Raw genomic sequence first — 17,956 nt, forward strand, 5'->3', positions numbered from 1 at the left:
GAAGAGCTGTGCCACACCACTGCCGTGGTGCCGGCGCCCACGACGCCTATGCGGTCCACGGTCGGCCTCCTTTCGTCGTGATCTCCCATACGGCGCGCAGGGCCTCCTGCCGCCCGTCGCGGAAGTAGAAGTGGCCGCCGGGCAGGAGCCGGGGCTCCTGCAGCGGTACGGCGGTGTGCGCAGCCCAGTCGCCGGCCCGGTCCGTCCACGGTTCCCGTTCGCCCGCGAGGACGGTGACCGGGATGTCCAGGGGGCGGCCAGGGGTGTGGCTGTGGTTCTCCAGCAGCGCGAAGTCGGCCCGGTAGCAGTCGAGGGTGCGTGCCCGCAGGAGGGGGTCGTCCCGGACGTGGTCCAAGGACTCGCCCCAGCTCCGTTCGACCTCCGCGCACAGCTCGTCGTCCGGCAGGGTGCTCAAGGGGGAGCGCACCGGCCGCAGTGGAGGAGCGGGGCACGAGGAGACGATTAGCCGGTCCGGTCGGGCCAGGCCTCGGCGACGCAGCTCTCGTGCCGTCTCGAACGCCACCAGCGCGCCGAGGCTGTGCCCGAGGAACACGAACGGCCCGTCGAAGGACACCTCCGCCAGCAGGGCGTCCACCAGCGGTTCGACCCGGGTAAAGGGCGGCTCGGCCAGGCGGGTGGTGCGGCCCGGCAGGTGTATACCCCAGACCTGCACGCCCGGCAGGTCGTCGGACCAGCGCACATACTCACCCGGTGAGCCACCGGCGTGCGGGAAGCAGTACAGCGAGACGACCGCTTACGGCCGCCGGTGCCGGCGCACGGCCCACCGCGTCATCGCGCACCCCCTGTGGCCAGGCGCGCCACCCTGTCCGCCGGCTTCTGTCGGACCGCCCGGTCCATGCGGTCCTCGATCAGGGCGGCGAGCCCGGACGCGGTGGGCGCCTCGAAGAGCGTCCGCGGCACGAGGTCCACCGGGAGCACCTCACGTGCCCGGGCCACGAACCGGGCGGCGATCAGGGAGTCGCCTCCGAGGTCGAAGAAGCTCTCGTCCGGTTCCACGTCGGGCAGGTGCAGGATCTCGGCGAACAGAGCGGTCACCACGTCCAGGGTCGATGTGCCCTCGGGTCGTGCCGGCACGGGCGCTGGCGCGGGGACAGAGGCTTGCCGCCCCGACGCTGGCTCCTCCGCGACCACGGTGTGCCGCTGCCCCTCGAAGGGGTACGTCGGCAGGGCGACCCGGCCGGGGCGTCGCCCTTCGACCAGCGCCGACCAGTCGATCCGGGCGCCCGCCAGCCACAGGCCGCCGAGCGTGCGGAGGATGTCCTGGTCCGTACCCGGGATGCCGACCGTCCCCAGGTCCAGCACGATGCGGCCGGGATCGTCCCGCAGCGCCGAGCCGGGCATCTGGTCGTCGTCGGCCACCGCTTGCCGAAGGCATGCGGCCCAGTACCCGGGATCCGCCGCCTGAGCCGCCGACATGCGCCGTGCCCCGCCCAGCATCAGGGGCATCGCTGGGGTGCGCGGGCCGACTCGCAGGACCAGGTCCGCCAGCTGTTCGTGCCCCGCCCCGTCGGCGGCCGCCGTCACCAGCCGGGCGGCATCGGCCGGCCCGAACACCCCGGCCACGGCGGCCGCCGCCGACGCCCCGGCACCCTCGCCCTGGACGGCGTCCGGTGCGATGCCGCACTGCTGCCACAGGCGCGCGGCGTGGTACAGGCGCTCGAACCAGCGCTGTCCTGTGCCCTGTTCCGCGAGCTGGTCGCTCACCGCGGGGAACCGGAGGGTCACCGGCCGGGGGCGGGCCTCGGCCGGTGCGGTGACCAGCCGGTCCGGTTCCGCACCGTCGAGCACGCGTACGGCGTCTGCGTGCCCCCGCACGAGCGCGAACCGCCGGTGCCCGTGCTCCCGGCGTCCGGTCTGCAGGGTCCAGGCCACATCCGCGAGAGGCAGCGCGGGGTTGGCGCGCAGATGTGCGGCCAGGCGTCCGGTGACGGCGGCCAGCGCCTCGGGGGTCTTCGCCGATAGCGGCAGCAGGTTCCAGGAGTCCGGCGGCGATGCGGCCCGCCGGGGCGCCGGGGCCTGTTCCAGGACGACGTGCGCGTTGGTGCCGCCCACGCTGAACGAGCTGACGCCCGCGCGGCGCGGCAGGCTGTCCGGCGGCTGCCACCGCCGTGGCCGGGTGACCACCCGGAACGGGCTCGCCGCGAAGTCGATCTGCGGATTGGGCGTCTCGAAGTGCAGGCTGGGCGGCAGGACACCGTGCTTCAGCGCGAGGACCGTCTTGATCAGCCCCGCCACGCCCGCCGCTGCGTCGGTGTGGCCGATGTTGGTCTTCACCGAACCGATCCAGCAGAAGCCGCGGCGATCGGTGTCCCGCCGGAACGCTTGGGTCAGCGCCGCGATCTCGACCGGATCGCCGAGCGGCGTGCCCGTCCCGTGGGCCTCCACGTAGGTGCAGGTCCCCGCGTCCACCCCGGCGGCACGCTGCGCGCTCTCGATCACGGCTGCCTGCCCGTCGACGCCCGGAGCGGTGAAACCGATGCGGTCGGCTCCGTCGTTGTTCACCGCCGAGCCGCGGATGACCGCGTCCACGCGGTCGCCGTCGGCCACCGCATCTGCCAGCCGCTTGAGGACCACGATGCCGACGCCGTCACCGCCCACCAGTCCCCGGGCGCTGGCGTCGAAGGCCCGGCAGACGCCGTCCGGGTCATTGATCCCCACGTCGTCGGAAGGGTCCGCCGGGGACGGAAGCCGCACGGTGACACCGCCGGCCAGCGCGAGGTCGCACTCCCCGTTCACCAGCCCCCGCACCGCGAGATGGACGGCCACCAGCGAGGTGGCGCAGGCGGCCTGCACCGCGACGGTGGGACCGCGCAACCCCAGCCGGTGGGCGACCCGGCTGCACAGGAAGTCGGACCCGTTGGCCACCCGGATCTCCCAGGCGGACACGGTCGACAGCGGTCCCTGGGCGACTCCGTTCGGACCGCGCAGGTCTCTGGTGAGCTGGGCGTACCCGTTCTCGCCCGCGCCCGCGTACACGCCGATCGCGCCACCTTGGCGTGCCGGGTCGTACCCCGCGTTCTCCAGCGCCTCCACGGCACACTCAAGGAACACCCGGTGCTGAGGGTTGATCAGCCGGGCCTCCCGGGGCGACAGGCCGAAGTAGCCCGTGTCGAAGCGCTCGGGGTCGGCCAGCAGCCCCCGGGACACCCGGCCCCGCGGGGTGACACGGTGCGTGATCGAGTCCACCCCACCGATCAGGTTCCGCCAGAACTCGTCTGCGTCCCGCGCCCCGGGAAAGCGGCAGGCCAGGCCGATCACGGCCACGTGGGAGGAGGCGTCGTGGCGCCCTGCCACCCGACCCGTCGAGGTCGTCATCGCGTTGAACTCGGACATGCTGCCACCTCACCTGCGAAGGATGAAGAACACTGGCCGGGCGGGCCGGACCGCACCGGACTCTCGGGAACCGACGGAACTCGCGGGGGGCTGGCTGATTTCTCGGGGCCGGCCGTTCGTCAGAACGACATGGGTAGGTCGCGTCCTGCGAGCGCCGTGGCGCACTCCGCGGACCGAAGCGCCTCGGCGAGGCGCCGTACCGACTCGGCGAGGACGTCGGGCGGTTGGGTGTAAGGCAGCCGGACGTGGTCGTCCGGCGAACCGCCCGCGACACCGAAGTGGGGCCCCGCGCCCAGCCGTACGCCGTGCCGTTCAGCGGCGTCGGCCACCGCCCGGGCGGAGGCACCCTCGGTTCTGGCCCACAGCGCGAGCCCTCCGGTGGGCACTTGGAAGGTCCAGGCGGGCAGCTCCCGGCGCAGCAGGGCCACGAGCGCGTCGCGCCGCGCGCGGGCCCGGTCCCGCTGGAAGTCGAGTACCTCGGCCAGCACGTCCGGGTCGCCGAGCAGCCGGGCGAGCACCAACTGGTCGATGACCGGGGAGGAGACGTCCAGGCCCAGGCGCTGTTCGGCCAGGAGGCGCACGGTCTGCGCGCCGGCCCGGATCCAGCCGATCCGCAGCCCGCCCCAGTACGCCTTGCTCGCCGAGCCGACGGTGATCACCGCGCCGAATTCGTCCGCGGGGTCGTGGGCGGCCAGTGGAGGCGGCGGTGGGATCGCCGGCTCCAGCGACAGCTCGGCCATGGTCTCGTCGGTCACTAGCGTCACCCCGGCCGCCCGGGCGAGCGCCACGAGGTCACGCCGCTGCTCGTCCTGCATCACCAGACCGGTCGGCGCGTGGAAGTCCGGAGTGACACAGGCCAGTCGGGGCTGCGCCGCGTGCAGCGCCTCCCGCCACGCCCCGAGGTTCCAGCCGTACTCGAGCAGCCGCACGGGAACCGGTCGGATCCCGGCCCGCGTCAGCGACCGCAGCACCCCGGGATGGGTCGGCGTCTCCACGACCATCCGGTCACCCGGCGCGCCGAACTGCCGTACCAGCAGCGTGAAGGCACCGGTCGCACCGTTGGTGACCAGGATCTGCTCGGCGTCGGTGGGCAGACCGCGTGCCGTGTAGCGGGCGGCGATGGCGACGCGCAGTTCCGGCAGCCCGGCCGGGAATGCGCCGTGTCCGCCGGTGTAGCCGGGGAGTTCCGCCACGGCACGGGCCATCGTGCGGGACAGCCATGGCTCAGGGGCCGGCAGCGCGGCGATGCTCAGGTCGATCGGGCCCGGATCCTTGGCGCCGCGCGGCTCCACCCGGTCGGCGACGACGAAGCTGCCCACGCCTCTCAGGCTGATCAGTCCGCCCTCCGCGCGCAGCAGTTCGTAGGCCGAGGCCACCGTCGTGCGGCTCACCGCCAGCACGTCCGCCAGGTCACGCTCGGCGGGCAGCCGGCTTGTCCTGGACAACCGCCCGTCCCGGACCAGCTCTCGTACGGATGCGGCGAGCGCCCGGTAGGCGCTGCCGCCGTCCGCGCGCCACTCGCCGAGGAGCTCGCACAGTTGCTGTGCGCCGATCCGCGTCGCGGCTCGCGACACCTGCGGTCGCTGCATGGTTCACACCTCCTTCCCTGTGTCGCCGGACGCTCACGCGCCGAGCGAGCCGATCTCCTCGGCCTCGTCCATGTCGTCCATCTCCTCGACGTACTGCACGAGGTCGTCGGCGAGCAGCCGCCACACCCCGGCGTATCCCTCGGCGAGCCGTGCCATGGGCTCCTTGCAGTGCGCGGGCACCGTCGCGGCGATCCTCCGGCGTTCCCGGGCCACCAGCGCACAGGCGTCGAGCAAGCGCAGCAGGGAGCGTCCCGAGTCGCTCAACCGGAGCGAAGGGTCACGGCGCAGGGCGTTGGTGATCCGCGTGACCTCGTCGGCGGCCACGACCGCTGCCTTGGGCCCGGTGGGCACGCGCCGCAGGGAACCGGGCCGCCTGCCGGGTACGACCCCGGCGGCGGGCTCCTGGTCCCGGGCCACGTCGCCCGTCAGCGCCGCCACCAGAGCGCCACCGGTCACGGGCACCGCAATTGGGCCCACCCCGGCCACAGCTTCCGGCACCGCACTCGTCCGCGCCGCCGACTCCGAGATCGCGGCCACCTCGGCCGTGTGCACGGGCCTCGCGGGTGTGGGCACGTGTGCCGGGGCAGTCGGCCGCCGGCCGCGGCTCGGCACCGGGCTCTCGCCGCGTCGGATGCGGTCGCGTACGTCGGCGACGGTCGCCGGGGCCAGGCCCACCTGCGCCGCGATTTGCCGCAGGGAGGCGCTGGGGTTGTTGCGCAGCAGTTCGCCTGCCCGTTCCCGACTGCGCGAGGAGTCGACGGGCCGGACCCTGCCGTCCCGCCCTATTCTGCGGTCCGCCTGCGGGAGGGCTGTATCCTCCTTGCGCAGCCGCGCGACCCGCTTCGGGGACAGGCCCGCGACGGCCGCCACGGCGCGGTCGGACCATCTCGGATGCGAGGCGAAGATGCTCATCGCCGCGGCCGTACGGTCCGCCGCGGACAAGGGGCGTCCGTGTGCGATGTTGGTCGCCACCGCGAGGAGTCGGGCGTCGGTCTGCTCTCCGTCGAAGAACCGCACCGCGATGCGGTCCTGCCCCCGCAGCTCGGCCACGCGCAGCCGGTGGACGCCGTCTATGACGGTCATACTCGCGCGGTGGACCAGAATGGGCGGGAGTTCGGCGGACGTCTCCGCCAGGTTGCGAATGTGCTCAGTGTCCTCGCCGTCGACTCGCGGGGAGAAGCCGGTCGACAGCATGTCGATGGGGATTTCTTCTACGGACTGCTCCCTGAACAAGGAGTCACGCAATCGGATCAGGTATTCCGCATCTTCTCGACCCATGGACTTCCCCCTGGACGAAGCCGATCTGGTCCACGAGAAGCGGTTCTCACTGCCAGCCGTGGTCGTCCTCGCCGACCGAGTACGTCATGGCCGCACTGATCTTCACCTGATTCTCCGTCGGATGGCTGTCGGCGTTCGCGGCGAATCCGCTCGCCACCGCGAAGAAAACAGTGGCCATGATTGCACGACGTACGGCATTGCGAGAAACAGTGTGATTCATTGCTTTTCCCATTCCCTCTGCTGAAATTCGCTGACGGGAAATAGGTTGCCGTGTGCGGAAGGCGAGAGGAAAGGGGGAACGCTGGGGTCAAACCGGCCGTGGCCTACTCAGGACACAGGGCCGCCCCGGTGCGCCGGCCGGGCGCGGCCTCACGACTCGGCTTCCGGCCGCAGCAGCGGCACTTCGGCGCGCACCAGCTCCCAGTCCCTCAACTGCGGTACGAGGAGGGCCATATGGCGCCACAGGGCGTCGGCCGCAGCCTCGGCCTCGGCCAGCGAATCGGCCCGCAGATAGAGGCCCAGGACCGGATGGGGCAGCGCGTCGGCGTGCACAGTGACGTGCTCGAAGCCGCCCCGGTCCGCGCATGCACGGGCGATGGTCCCCGCGACCGAGGGCGACAGCGCCGTGCCGCGCCGACGGGGCCGGACAGATACGTGGACGAGATACATGAGGAGACCTGGTTCGAGTCGGGACGGGCCAGGGACGACTTCGGTCGAATCCACTTCCTGTGTGATGCATCGCATGTAGCGAAATATATGGCAAACAAGGGAAGTGCGAATCGATTCAGCCAAAATCGGCTGCCCTCTTGCTGACCCGCATCGCCATCGCTTAGCGTCGATCAGCGGTTTGAGTCCTCGGGTGTACTGAACTCAGGCTGCATGGTTGACAGGGGGGCGTCTAGGAATGCTGAACTCGCTCGGACTTGACCCACTGGCCGAATCCGTCTACCGGGTCATGCTGAACAGACCGCAGGGAGTGGCCGATATCTGCCTGTGGTTGGATCTGTCCGAGGAAGCGGTACGCGGCGCACTGGACCGGCTCAGCGCATTGGCTCTTATCCGCGCATCCACCGAGAATCCCCACCAATTGCACGCGGTGAGCCCTCATGTGGGCATGGAGCTGCTGATCGCCCAGCAGCAGGCCGAACTCGCCGAGCAGCAGCAGCGACTGGAGGCGAGCCGGGCAGCGGCGGCCAGGTTCATCCTGGACTACGACGGAGACAATGAGTCCGTACCAGCCGAAGCCGGCGTCACATACCTCAGCGGCCTGGACTCCATCCGTGACCATCTGGCCATGCTCAACAGCAAAGTATCGACGGAACTCCTCACCTTCGCCCCGGGCGGCCCGCAGACGCCGGCGAACATGAGGGCGTCCCGACCGCTCAACCAGAAACTGCTCGAGCGTGGTGTCCGGATGCGCACCATCTATCTGGATAGCATCCGAAGCGATCGCGCGACCATGGGCCACGCGCACTGGCTCGTCGAGCAGGGATGCCAGGTGCGCACCGTGCCGTCCCTGCCGAACCGCATGATCATCTATGACCGCGAGTTCGCTGTGATCGCCTCGAACGCCGACGACACCTCGGCCGGAGCGGTGCAGTTGAGCTCGCCGGGGATGATCACGACGCTGCACGCTCTGTTCGAGAGCGTGTGGCAGTCCGCCGCGCCGCTGGAGGAACCCGCGCACCCGGATCTCGGAGGCCTGACCCGCCAGCAGGCCGAGGCGCTCAGGCTCCTGGCGCTCGGTCACACCGATGAGGCTATAGCCAAGCGGCTCGGCGTGTCACCACGCACCGCTCGTCGCATCGCCTCCGGCCTCATGACGTATCTGAACGCCCGAAGCCGCTTCCAAGCAGGCGTGTTCGCTGTGCAGAAAGGATTCCTTTCCTTACCCGTGGATTGACGAGTCCCGGCAAGCGCCCAGTGCCCCGTCGGACCTCGGACTGCGTCACTGCACGGCCACCGGCTCCGCCATCTGTTGTGGGATCCCTGTCCCGGACCCCAGCAGGCGGAGCGCTTCCTCGGGCGTCTCGGCGACCTGGATCAGATGGCGCTCGTGCGCGGCGATGAAGCCCTCGGCGACCAGATGGTCGAGCATCGCGAGCATCGGGTCGTAGAAACCGCGGTGGTTGAGGACCACCACCGGCTTGGTAAGCAGCGACAGCTGGTTCCAGGTGGCGACCTCCATGAGCTCGTCCAGCGTTCCCAGGCCGCCCGGCAGTACCGCGAACCCGGAGGCCAGCCGGTACATGAGCGCCTTGCGGTGGTGCATGGTGCGCACCAGGAAGATGGTGCCGGGCGCGCGGTCGGCCCGCTCACGGTCGTGCAGGGTCCGCGGGATGACTCCGGTGACGCTCCCGCCGTGCTCCATCACACCGTCGGCGACGGCCCGCATCACACCGACGCCACCGGCGCCGTAGACGAGGTCCAGGCCGTGGCGGGCGAGTGAGGCGCCGAAGTCCCGGGCGAAGTCGAGGTGTTCCTGCCGGGTGCCCGGGCGGGCCCCGCAGAAGACAGCGATGCTGCGGCTCTTCCTGATCGGGTTCACAGCTCCTCCAGTCCGATCGTGCGCAGCGCGGAGCGCAGCAGTACCCGCGCCCCGGCCACCAGGTCCTCGGGGGAGGTGTTCTCCTCCGGTACATGACTGACGCCACCAATGCTCGGTACGAAGATCATGCCGATCGGCGCGATGTCGGCCACAAACTGGGCGTCGTGCCCGGCCCCGCTTGGCAACTCCTCGTAGAGCAGGCCGAGTTCGTCGGCGCTGTGCACGATCGCCGCACGCAGCCGGGGGTCGGTGGAGACCGGGTCGGAGCGAGTCTCGGTCACCACCTCGATCTCGGTTCCGGTCGCTTCGGCGATGTCGCGCAGCATCGTGCGCAGCGCCTGCTCGGCGTCCGACGCGCGCCAGACGTCGGTGTCCCGCAGGTCCACCGTCATCCGCACCGCGCCGGCGATGGTGTTCGGGGTGTTCGGATAGGGGTCGAGCCGGCCTACGGTGGCCACCCGGCACAGCTTCCGCTGCCCGGCGACGTGCTCCGCCGCCAGCACCACGCGGGCCGCGGCGGCCAACGCGTCGGAGCGGGCCTCCATCGGTGTGGTCCCCGAATGCCCGGCCGCGCCCCGGATCTCCAGCGTGAGAACGATCCGTCCGGTGATCGCCTCCACGACGCCGATACGGCTGCCGCTGCGCTCCAGCACCGGGCCCTGCTCCACGTGGAGTTCGAGATACGCCGCCACCAACTGCCTCGGCCAGGAGGCGCTGCCCAGGGCGTCGAGGTCGCCGCCGGCAAGGCGCAGCGCGTCGCGCAGCGGCCGCCCCTGGTCGTCGCATGGCTCCCGGGGAAGGCCGGCTATCCGTCCGGCGACTGCCATGGAGCCCCAGAACGGCTGCGGGAAGAGCGCACCCTCCTCGTTGGCGAAGGCGATCGCCACCGGTTCGCGCCGCAGGCCGATCCCGGACTCGACGGCCGTCTGGAGGACCTCCAGGGCCGCGATCACGCCGTAGGCGCCGTCCAGCCTGCCGCCGTCGACCACGGTGTCCAGGTGCGAGCCCATCAGCACCACCTGCCGGTCGGCCGTGGGCTGTCCGGTGTGCCGCTGCCGCACGATGATGTTCCCCGCCGCGTCCACGGCCGGGAACAGGTCGGCGGCCTGGGCCTCGTCCATCAGATAGGCACGCGCCTCGCGGTCGGCCGCGCTGAACCCCGTACGGGTGATGCCGCCGGTGGCGGGGTCCGCCCCTATCCGCCCCAGTTCCTCGACGCGGCGTAACAGCCGCTCGGCGTCGATGTCGAGGGCAAGCGCACCAGCCCGCTCGACAACTGTGTGGCTCATATGTCTTCCTCTCCCTTCCACTGGGTAACGGGTGGGCCCAGCAGTGAGAACCGGGCTTCTGGCGGGATGTACAGACGATCCGTCTCGGTGACGCCGAAGGCCTCGTAGAACGCGGGGACATGGCCGAGGACGCCGTTGCAGCGGAACTCCGGCGGTGCGTGGGAGTCGTGGGCGAGCCGCTCCAGCATCCGGCCCCGGGTGCGCTTGGCCCGCCACATGGTGGCCCATACCATGAAGAACCGCCGCATATGGCGCCGGTACGGCTCCCCGGTGACGCCCAGCGCGTCGAAGTGCGCGGCGAAGGCCTGCTGGGCGACCGTCAGGCCGGTGATGTCCGCGATGTTCTCACCGAGAGTGCGTGCCCCGCTGACGCGGGCGCCGTCGGCTCCGCAGGGGGAACACCCGTCGTACTGCCGCACCAGCAGGGCGCTGCGGCGCTCGTACTCGGCCCGGTCCTCGGCCTCCCACCAGACCTGGATCCGGCCGTGTCCGTCGTAGCGGGATCCGCGGTCGTCGAATGCGTGGGACATCTCGTGGCAGACGATCGAGCCCAGCAGCGCCATGTTGCGTGCCGGGTCACCGGCCACGTCGAACACCGGCAACCGCAGCAGGGCCGCGGGGATCACCACCTGGTTCAGGCTGTGCCGGTAGTAGGCGGTGACCGACTGCGGCGGGACCTTCCAGTCCGACCGGTCGACCGGGCCGCCCAGACGGCCGAGTTCGCGGGCGATGTGCCAGGCCCGGGAGCGTTTGACGTTGCCGACGAGGTCCTTGGGGTCCGTGCGCAGACTCGCGCAGTCGGCCGGGACCGCCGGGGCGCCGATGTCGAAGCGCATGGTGTCGAGCTTGGCCAGCGCCGCCTGCCGGGTGCCGGGTCGCATCCACCGCGCGCCCTCCAGGCAGTGCCGGTAGGTTCCGACGAGGTCGTCCACCAGCTGTCGTACGGCGGTCAGCGTGCCGGACGTCAGGTGTTCGTGCAGATACCAGGCTCCGACGACTTCCCCGAGGGCCGTCTGCACGAAGGCGCTGGCCCGCCTGGTACGCGGCCACGGCTGCCGGGCGCCGGTGAGTTCTTGCCAGTACCAGCGGAAGTGTTCGGCGAAGACCGCACGCGTCCCGAAGGGCGCCATCTCGTGGACGTACCGCCAGGCGAGCCAGAGCCGCAGCAGGTGCAGGTCCGTGCCGGCCCACCACTCCTCCAGCGCCACCAGAAAGCCCGCCGGCCGCACGCGCACGACCACCTTCGAGTCCGCTACCCCGAGCCCCCGCAGCCAGTCTGCCCACGGGAACCCCCGGTCGCGTGCGCCGAGTTCACCCACGGAGCACGGGAGAGCCGGAGCGGTCCGCGGGGATGCGGGGGCCAGCGAGCCGGTCTGCGGCGCTGCGGCACCGACGGCCGGGAACCCGGCGGCAGCGGACGGGGAGCCCGCGCCGACACTCGGAGAACCCGCGGCGGTGGGGGAGAAGGCGGTGGCCCCGGGCGCAGCCGCGGCCGAGGCCGCGTGTGCATGGAGCCGGGCCAAGGCCGTTTCCGCATGCAGGACGGCCTCGGCGGCCTCGGAGGAGGCGGGCAGGCCAGCGTGGGCGAGCATGGTGCCCATGTGCCGGGCGTAGCCGGGCAGCAACTGTTCATCGCCGTCCGCGTGGTAGAGCTCGGGGCGCGGCAGGCTGAGGCCGGACGCGGTCAGTGTCAGGGAGTAGCGGGACCCGTCGGCCGGGTCCGCCGAGACGGAGGGCTCCAGCGCGCCGCGCACGCCCTGTGCCTGCAGCCGTCCCAGGACGGCAGCCAGCTCCCGTCGGTCGCGCGCGGAGCGGATGTCGGCCAGGTCCTCGGCCAGGGGCGTCGCTCCGCGCGCCTCGATCTCCGCCTCGTCCATGAAGCTCGCGTACAGGTCCGCGATCGCCCGCGAGGCGGAGCCAGCGTCACCGGGTCCGGCCGCCGCCCGTCGGATGACCCTGACGACATCGTCCTCGACCTCCTCGGCCAGCAACGACAGCAGCGTCACCTCGGCGCGGTGCCCCGGCAGCACGAACGCGTCCGACCAAGGCCCGTTGACGTACCGGTGGAAGTCGTCCTGCGGCCGCACCGACAGATCGGCCACGAGGTCGCCGAGGCGCGGCCCCGCACCCCCGGCCGCTGGGCGGCCGGGAGCGGGGTCGGGACGCGTTGCCCCGGTCGTCGCGTTCACGGCGCTCAGGCCTCCGCTCGGCCCACGGCCTGGAGAACGCCGAGGCGGGCGAGCTGCCGGGCCGCGCGGACGGAACGGTCCTCGGGGGCCCCCGCGAGGAACCCGCCGGCCGGCAGCGAACCGCCGCGCTCCAATGCGCGCAGCGTGTCGGCGACGGAGTCGGGCACGGCCAGCCGGTGGCCGTTGACCAGCAGGGAGGTCTTGCCGTCGAGGCTCGCCCCGAGCTCGACGGGGGCCTCGGTGCGCCGCACCTGTGCCTCGGCGGTCAGGGCGTCCAAGGCGGTCAGCCGCGCGAACTCCCGCGACCGGCCCACACCGGCACGCGCCCGCCCGGCCTCGGCGAGCCGCACGGACTCGTCGTCGGCCGCCAGCGCGGTGAGGCGGGCGCACAGCTCGGCGACCTTCTCGCGGTACCGGTCCGCGACCGGGTTGCGGTGGCCGTCGGCCGCGTCGGGGACGGTGGCGTCGCCGAGCAACGGCACGGCGTGGAACGCCTCGTCGCGCACGAGCTCCTGGACTGTTTCCACCAGCAGGTCACGCCAGCGCCGCGGGGCCACGGTGACCGACAGGTGCAGGGAGACCTGCTCCCTGGCGGCCGCGGCGTGCGGCGTCCCGTACGGCAGGTAGAGCACGTCTCCGGGGTGCAGCGTGGTGCGCAGCGCGGGCTCACCGAGCTGGTCGGCCGGGTAGCGGACGCTGTCCCCGCGCCGGTCGGCGGGTGGCTGCCAGACCTGCCAGTCCTTCGTTCCCTCGATCTGGATGACGAAGACGTCCACCGGGTCGTGGTGCGGGGCGTACCCGTCGTGCCCGGCCGGCGTCAGGAAGCCGACGACCTCGGCGGGACAGGCGAAGGTGCCGGCAAAGACGTCCGCGAGGTGCCGGGCCGGGGGCAGGAGGTGCTCGAGGTGGTTCCAGGAGACGGTGGCGCCGGAGCGGAACAGCTCGTAGACCCGCTCCGGTACGACGGTTTCGGCGAGCCCCGTCCCGTGGTCTCCCGTGGTGCGCGTATAGGCCTTGCTGGACACGCCCTGACCGTTCTTGGCGAGACGCACGTACGCCGGCGAGACGGCCTGCAGGGCCAGGACGTCGTCGAGCCGGTCCACCGTGACCAGGTCGCGGACCCGGTTCGCGAGCGCACCGCGGCGCAGCAGCGGCTGCCGGTCGAAGTGCTGTGCAAAGAAGCTCTCGGTGTCGCCGACGAGGGACGCGAAGGTCCAGTCGGCAGCGGTGGTTCCCACGTTCTCCGCCTCCCACGGGCGTTCCAGCGGGCCGAGAAGAAGGACTCTTCTCGGCCCGCTCAGCGTGTGGTTCGGGCCGAAGGGGCGGCGTTTAAGGCCGCCGCCCCTCATGCCGTACCGGGAATTACTGGATGTTGACGTAGTACGAGGTCGCCAGCAGCTCGGCGGAGGTCTCGATGAACTCGATGTCCTCGAAGGTGTTCTCCATTTTGGAACTCCTTTTCTCGGTTCCTCCGGGTCGTTCCCGGCGGTGATGTAATAGTGGCCCATTTCCGGGAGCGGACGCAATCCCCGCCGACTGTTCAACTCCCGTTCCTGTACGGTGAATTGAAGAAGCCCACTTCAAAGGCCATTTCGCGGGTGTTCAACTGATGACGGGGATCGGTCGAACACCTTCGGAAAACAAAGAGAGCCGTTTTTATCCACGTCGGCGCGGATAAAAACGGCTCTCTTGTGTACGGAATTCGCGTACGGAAAAAAGGGGGGGTGCGTCAGACGCCGACGGATCCGTCGATGCCCTCGCGCAGGAAGTCGGCGTGCCCGTTGTGCCGGGCGTACTCGTGGATCATGTGGAGCATGACCATGCGCAGCGACACCGTGTGGTTCTTGCGACGGTCGTGCGCGATGACGTCCAGGGACTCGGCAGCCGCCTCGATGCGGCGGGCGTGCTCGATCTCCGTTCGCCAGGCGTCGAAGGCCTCCTGCCGGTCCGCCTCGCGGGCGTCGTAGGCGACCTGGAAGTCGAAATCGTCAGACCAGACGAGCGGGATGTCCTCGCCGTCGATGATTCTGCGGAACCAGGACCGCTCCACCTCGGCCATGTGCCGCACCAGACCGAGCAGGGAGAGCGTCGAGGGCGGCATCGACTGCCGGCGCAGCTCCTCGTCGGTGAGGCCCTCGCATTTCAGGGCCAGCGTCGCACGGTGGAACTCGAGGTAGCCGCGGAGCATTTCACGCTCGTCGGCGATCATGGGAGGGCCAACGCGTTCGATTGTCACTGTGATCCTTGCGTGCTCGTCGTGTCGTCATGTCCGCCGCGATCCGCAGCAACCGTACGGCCCCACCGTGTGGTGAAGCCGTACGGCTGCGGTGTCCGCCGACGGTGTACCGGTACGTACTATGCCGCCACGATCTCCAGCAGACCGAGCCGCGCCAGGCCCTTGGCCGTCTTCGCCGCGCGGGCCGGCTCCGCGCCGGGGAAGACGTCCGAGGCGATGATGTGGTCGCCCGCGCTCATTCCGGCGAGGGTTTCGGCGACCGGTGCGGGAACGGCGACCTTATGGCCGCTGACCGTCATCTGGACGCGCCCGTCCTGATTCGCACCGAACTCCACGTCGACGTCGGTGAGCCGGAGCGCCGATCCCGCCTCCAGCGTGTCGAGTTCCGCCGTCGTCCGGAACGTATGGCCCATGGAGTTACCGGGCATACGACGGCCCAGTTCCGCCAACCGGTCGAGTTCCGCGGCCGGTTCGATCTCCTCGAACCTGGCCATGAGGGCGCGCACCTTCTCCTTGAAGGCCTCTTCCACCGAACTGTCCCTGGATTCGCCGATGTACGGGAACTCGTTGAACTCCGGGTCGACGGCGAGTTCTTCGAAGGTCTGCAGCAGCAGGTCCTTCCACATCCGCGGCCGGATCATGATCGACAGGTGGACGGAGGCGAGCTCCTCCGCCGCCGCCGCGTGCGGAGTGTCGTACGGGAGGTAGAGCACATCGCCGGGCTCCAGCAGCACGTCGATCACCGGCTCGCCGAGCTGCTCGGCCGTGTACGACGCGGCCTGCGCCCGGCGCACCTGCGGCGGGTTCCACAGCCGCCACCGCTTGGTGCCCTCGGTCTGCACGATGAACAGGTCGACCGGGTCGTGGTGCGGGGAGAAGCCCTGCTTGCCGGCCGGCGTCAGGAAGGCCACGCAGTCGGTCCGGGCGCCGAACTTGTCGCTGATCACCTGGGTGAAGCGGCGCAGCGAGGAGTCGACGTGGTTGAGGGAGCTCCACACGATGGTGGCGCCGGCGCGGAAGAGCTCGTACACCTTCTGCGCGTCGACCGTGTCGGTCACATCCGTGCCCTGCACGGTGAGCGTTTTGGTGTAGCCCTTCTCGGGGACGCCCTGGCCCTTGAGGTTGACCCGCAAGTAGGGCGGCCGGATGATCTCCAGCTGGACCAGCTCGTCTAGCCTGCGCAGCGAAAGCACCCCCTTGGGGTCCTTCAGCGCGCCCTTGCGCAGCATCGGCTTCTTGTTGAAGTACTCGGCGAAGAAGACCTTCTCGTCCCCTACGAGGTCGTCGAACGTGTAACTCGTCATGGTCCGTTCCATCTCTCTGGCGCGTGTCGGGATGCCTGCTGGCTGGAGCCCGGCCGGTGTCCGGGTCGCCGGTGACTCGTCCGTGACGGCGGTCAGGCGGCGCGGCGCGGCGCGGCGCCCACGGTGAAGGCGGTGCCTGGGCCGTTGTCCTGGAGGAACTCCTCGAGGCCCTGCGCGAAACCGGGGTCCTGGGCGGCCACTCGCTCCGCGAGCAGCCGGACCCGGTTCGGGGTGAAGGTCCCCGGGTCGGTGAGGAGTTGCGGGGTGCCCGTCATCAGCAGCAGGGCGCCCTCGGTGTAGCCGCGCTCCAGCCAGGAGTTCCACAGGGCGTCGCGGTCCGCTTCCTGCCCGGCGAAGTACTCCTGCGCTCGGGGGCGCGGCCGGGCCGGCACGGGCAGCCGCGCGTCGTCCGGCCGGCGCAGGACCACCCGGCGTCCGCCGAGGTAGGCGATCCGGATTCCCTTGCGGACGCAGAAGGTGAGGGCCTCGGCGGCGGTGTCGACGATCGGCTCGCCCTTGTCGTTGAGGGAGGTGTTGCACACGATCGGCACACCGGTCGCTGCGCGGAACGCGTCGATCGCCCGGTACAGCAGGGGGTTGACCTGCTCGGTGAGCGTCTGGTGCCGGGCCGTGCCGTCCAGGTGGAGGATGGCGGGCACCTTGTCCCGCTGTTCGGCGCGTACGACCGCCGCCTCCAGCATGTACGGCGACGGCCGGTCCTGCTCGAACCAGTCGTGCGCGTACTCGGCGAGCACGATCGGGGCGACCGGTCGCCACCACTGCCGCTGTTTGTACTCGTTGAGCAGGTCCTTGACCTTCTCCGAGCGCGGATCCCCGAGCAGACTGCGATGCCCGAGCGCCCGCGGCCCCATCTCCGCCGCACCGTCCGCCCACACCACCACGTCGTCGGTCAGGTCCTGCACGAAGCGGTCGGCCGAGAAGTCCGACACGTCCTCGATCCACGGGGCGAACTCGGCGAGTGCCTCCTCCACGTCCGCCAGGTCGCTGCCGTAGTACGCGCTGTCGATGTGCAGGTCCGCCCCGTCCAGGGCACCTGTCCCGTACAGGCCCACCAGCCCCAGGCCGAGGCCCACCCCGGAGTCGTTGGCGCACGGCGGCGTGAGCAGACCGCGGAACCCGAAGCGATCCAGGACCAGGGTGTTCGCCTGGACGTTCAGCCCGAAGCCGCCGCTGATGGACAGATAGGAGCCCTCGGTGCGGACACCGCCGAGCTCCGCCAGCTTCTCGACGTTGCGGATGACGATCAGCTCACAGCACTCCTGGACCACCTTCATCACGGCACTCTGCAGGTTCTCCTCCGCGGTGAACCTGGAGTCCGGCCTCGCGTCCTGGCCCAGCTGACGCTCCGCCTCGGCGATGACCTTCTTCACCAGCCCGAAGGAGACCGCCCACGGCTGCACCCGGCCGCCGAAGAGCTCCAGCTCGGCGACGGCGGCCGCCGCGTCGTACTCGATCGCGGTACGGCAGGCTGAGGCTAGCGCCATCAGAGTGCCGGGCTCCTTGCCGAACAGCCGGTCGGCCGCGTGGTAGAGCGGGGCCGGTGACTCCACGGGGGCGAAGGTGATCCGCCCCTTCACGGACACGCAGCCGGCGTAGTAGTAGGGCGGGAGCTTGTCCTCCAGCACCAGGTCCGGGGCGGCGTCCACGGCCATCCCGATGATGGTCTCCTCCCGGAAGGTCCTGCTGTCCATCAGGATCCCGCTGAACAGGTGTCCCAGGCTGTGCACGGGAAGCTCCTCGGCACCGGGCAGAGCCGGCAGCGGGGCGTGGCCCGGCAGCCCGGGCGTGCCCCAGCTGGCGCTCAGGTCCGCCGTCGACAGCCCCTCCGTCGCCAGCAGCCGGTCGAGCAGCGCCTCGGTGCGCTCCGTCGTGAACAGCGGCCACGCGTGATGCTTCTGTCCGCTGATCCGCTCCAGCTCCCAGTGCCGTACGAGTTCGACGGAGCCGGCGGAGCGCCGCCACAGGGAGACGTTGTGGTCGTGTCGCGGGGAGATGACCGAGCGTTCGCCCGGTGGGGTCAGATAAGCCGAGAGAAAGTACTCACCGGCGCTGGAATCCGTCACCGTCGCCTACCTCATTCCTGATCGAATCGCTGGCTGCACGAACTGAGTCGGCCCTGCCCCGTGCACCGCGTCGGCGATCAGCGTT

At 70.9% G+C, this 17,956-nt stretch carries 14 protein-coding genes; 1 reads left to right on the plus strand and 13 read right to left on the minus strand.

Annotation, left to right across the window (positions count from 1 at the left end; all coding sequences use genetic code 11):
• Window positions 1-46 precede the first annotated feature (46 nt).
• The 6 genes from ACIG3E_RS23730 to ACIG3E_RS23755 all read right to left on the minus strand — a co-directional run bounded on the left by ACIG3E_RS23730 (window position 47) and on the right by ACIG3E_RS23755 (window position 6,965).
• Window positions 47-742 (minus strand): thioesterase II family protein, encoded by a 696-nt coding sequence (locus ACIG3E_RS23730; protein ID WP_399619871.1) that lies wholly within the window; start codon window positions 740-742, stop codon window positions 47-49.
• A 47-nt stretch (window positions 743-789) separates the two neighbouring features.
• Window positions 790-3,354 carry a type I polyketide synthase gene (locus ACIG3E_RS23735; protein WP_399619743.1) on the minus strand — a complete coding sequence of 855 codons (2,565 nt, stop codon included), beginning with the start codon at window positions 3,352-3,354 and terminating at the stop codon, window positions 790-792.
• A 119-nt stretch (window positions 3,355-3,473) separates the two neighbouring features.
• On the minus strand, window positions 3,474-4,943 hold the full coding sequence (locus ACIG3E_RS23740) for a PLP-dependent aminotransferase family protein (RefSeq protein WP_399619745.1): 1,470 nt from the start codon (window positions 4,941-4,943) through the stop codon (window positions 3,474-3,476).
• Between the two features lie 33 nt (window positions 4,944-4,976).
• Entirely contained in the window at window positions 4,977-6,176 is a 1,200-nt protein-coding gene (locus ACIG3E_RS23745) for a ParB N-terminal domain-containing protein (RefSeq protein ID WP_399619747.1), read from the minus strand.
• A gap of 91 nt (window positions 6,177-6,267) precedes the next feature.
• Window positions 6,268-6,399 (minus strand): hypothetical protein, encoded by a 132-nt coding sequence (locus ACIG3E_RS23750; RefSeq protein WP_399619750.1) that lies wholly within the window; start codon window positions 6,397-6,399, stop codon window positions 6,268-6,270.
• Window positions 6,400-6,590: 191 nt separating this feature from the next.
• Window positions 6,591-6,965, minus strand: a complete 375-nt coding sequence (locus ACIG3E_RS23755) for a hypothetical protein (protein ID WP_399619753.1) — start codon at window positions 6,963-6,965, stop codon at window positions 6,591-6,593.
• A 160-nt stretch (window positions 6,966-7,125) separates the two neighbouring features.
• On the opposite strand from ACIG3E_RS23755, the gene ACIG3E_RS23760 reads away from it, so the two are divergent.
• Window positions 7,126-8,124, plus strand: coding sequence for a helix-turn-helix domain-containing protein (locus ACIG3E_RS23760; protein WP_399619756.1), 999 nt, complete (start codon window positions 7,126-7,128; stop codon window positions 8,122-8,124).
• A 45-nt stretch (window positions 8,125-8,169) separates the two neighbouring features.
• Here the strand turns inward: ACIG3E_RS23760 and ACIG3E_RS23765 are convergent, their stop codons facing one another.
• From ACIG3E_RS23765 to ACIG3E_RS23795, 7 genes are all read right to left on the minus strand, one after another.
• Window positions 8,170-8,769: a TIGR00730 family Rossman fold protein gene (locus ACIG3E_RS23765; protein WP_399619759.1), complete on the minus strand. Its 600-nt coding sequence runs from the start codon at window positions 8,767-8,769 to the stop codon at window positions 8,170-8,172.
• Entirely contained in the window at window positions 8,766-10,058 is a 1,293-nt protein-coding gene (locus ACIG3E_RS23770; RefSeq protein WP_399619762.1) for a Zn-dependent hydrolase, read from the minus strand. Before ACIG3E_RS23770 ends, ACIG3E_RS23765 begins: the two co-directional genes overlap by 4 nt.
• Window positions 10,055-12,247 (minus strand): M13-type metalloendopeptidase, encoded by a 2,193-nt coding sequence (locus ACIG3E_RS23775; RefSeq protein ID WP_399619765.1) that lies wholly within the window; start codon window positions 12,245-12,247, stop codon window positions 10,055-10,057. The genes ACIG3E_RS23770 and ACIG3E_RS23775 overlap by 4 nt, the downstream gene beginning before the upstream one ends.
• Before the next feature lie 5 nt (window positions 12,248-12,252).
• Window positions 12,253-13,485 carry a cupin domain-containing protein gene (locus ACIG3E_RS23780; RefSeq protein WP_399619767.1) on the minus strand — a complete coding sequence of 411 codons (1,233 nt, stop codon included), beginning with the start codon at window positions 13,483-13,485 and terminating at the stop codon, window positions 12,253-12,255.
• 491 nt (window positions 13,486-13,976) lie between these two features.
• Entirely contained in the window at window positions 13,977-14,483 is a 507-nt protein-coding gene (locus tag ACIG3E_RS23785; protein WP_399619769.1) for a DinB family protein, read from the minus strand.
• Window positions 14,484-14,602: 119 nt separating this feature from the next.
• The gene (locus ACIG3E_RS23790) at window positions 14,603-15,787 is read right to left on the minus strand and encodes a cupin domain-containing protein (protein WP_399619771.1); all 1,185 of its coding nucleotides are present in this window, start codon (window positions 15,785-15,787) and stop codon (window positions 14,603-14,605) included.
• A 92-nt stretch (window positions 15,788-15,879) separates the two neighbouring features.
• Window positions 15,880-17,871: a carbamoyltransferase C-terminal domain-containing protein gene (locus ACIG3E_RS23795; protein WP_399619773.1), complete on the minus strand. Its 1,992-nt coding sequence runs from the start codon at window positions 17,869-17,871 to the stop codon at window positions 15,880-15,882.
• Window positions 17,872-17,956: the final 85 nt, after the last annotated feature.

The organism is Streptomyces sp. NPDC053474, from assembly GCF_044544845.1.
Taxonomy (GTDB): Bacteria; Actinomycetota; Actinomycetes; order Streptomycetales; family Streptomycetaceae; genus Streptomyces.

Bases quoted from the DNA above. Each gene is read 5' to 3' on its own strand.
- ACIG3E_RS23735 (WP_399619743.1), bottom strand. From the start codon at position 3,354: ATGTCCGAGTTCAACGCGATGACGACCTCGACGGGTCGGGTGGCAGGG.
- ACIG3E_RS23755 (WP_399619753.1), bottom strand. From the start codon at position 6,965: ATGCGATGCATCACACAGGAAGTGGATTCGACCGAAGTCGTCCCTGGC.
- ACIG3E_RS23740 (WP_399619745.1), bottom strand. From the start codon at position 4,943: ATGCAGCGACCGCAGGTGTCGCGAGCCGCGACGCGGATCGGCGCACAG.
- ACIG3E_RS23750 (WP_399619750.1), bottom strand. From the start codon at position 6,399: ATGGCCACTGTTTTCTTCGCGGTGGCGAGCGGATTCGCCGCGAACGCC.
- ACIG3E_RS23760 (WP_399619756.1), top strand. From the start codon at position 7,126: ATGCTGAACTCGCTCGGACTTGACCCACTGGCCGAATCCGTCTACCGG.
- ACIG3E_RS23770 (WP_399619762.1), bottom strand. From the start codon at position 10,058: ATGAGCCACACAGTTGTCGAGCGGGCTGGTGCGCTTGCCCTCGACATC.
- ACIG3E_RS23790 (WP_399619771.1), bottom strand. From the start codon at position 15,787: ATGACGAGTTACACGTTCGACGACCTCGTAGGGGACGAGAAGGTCTTC.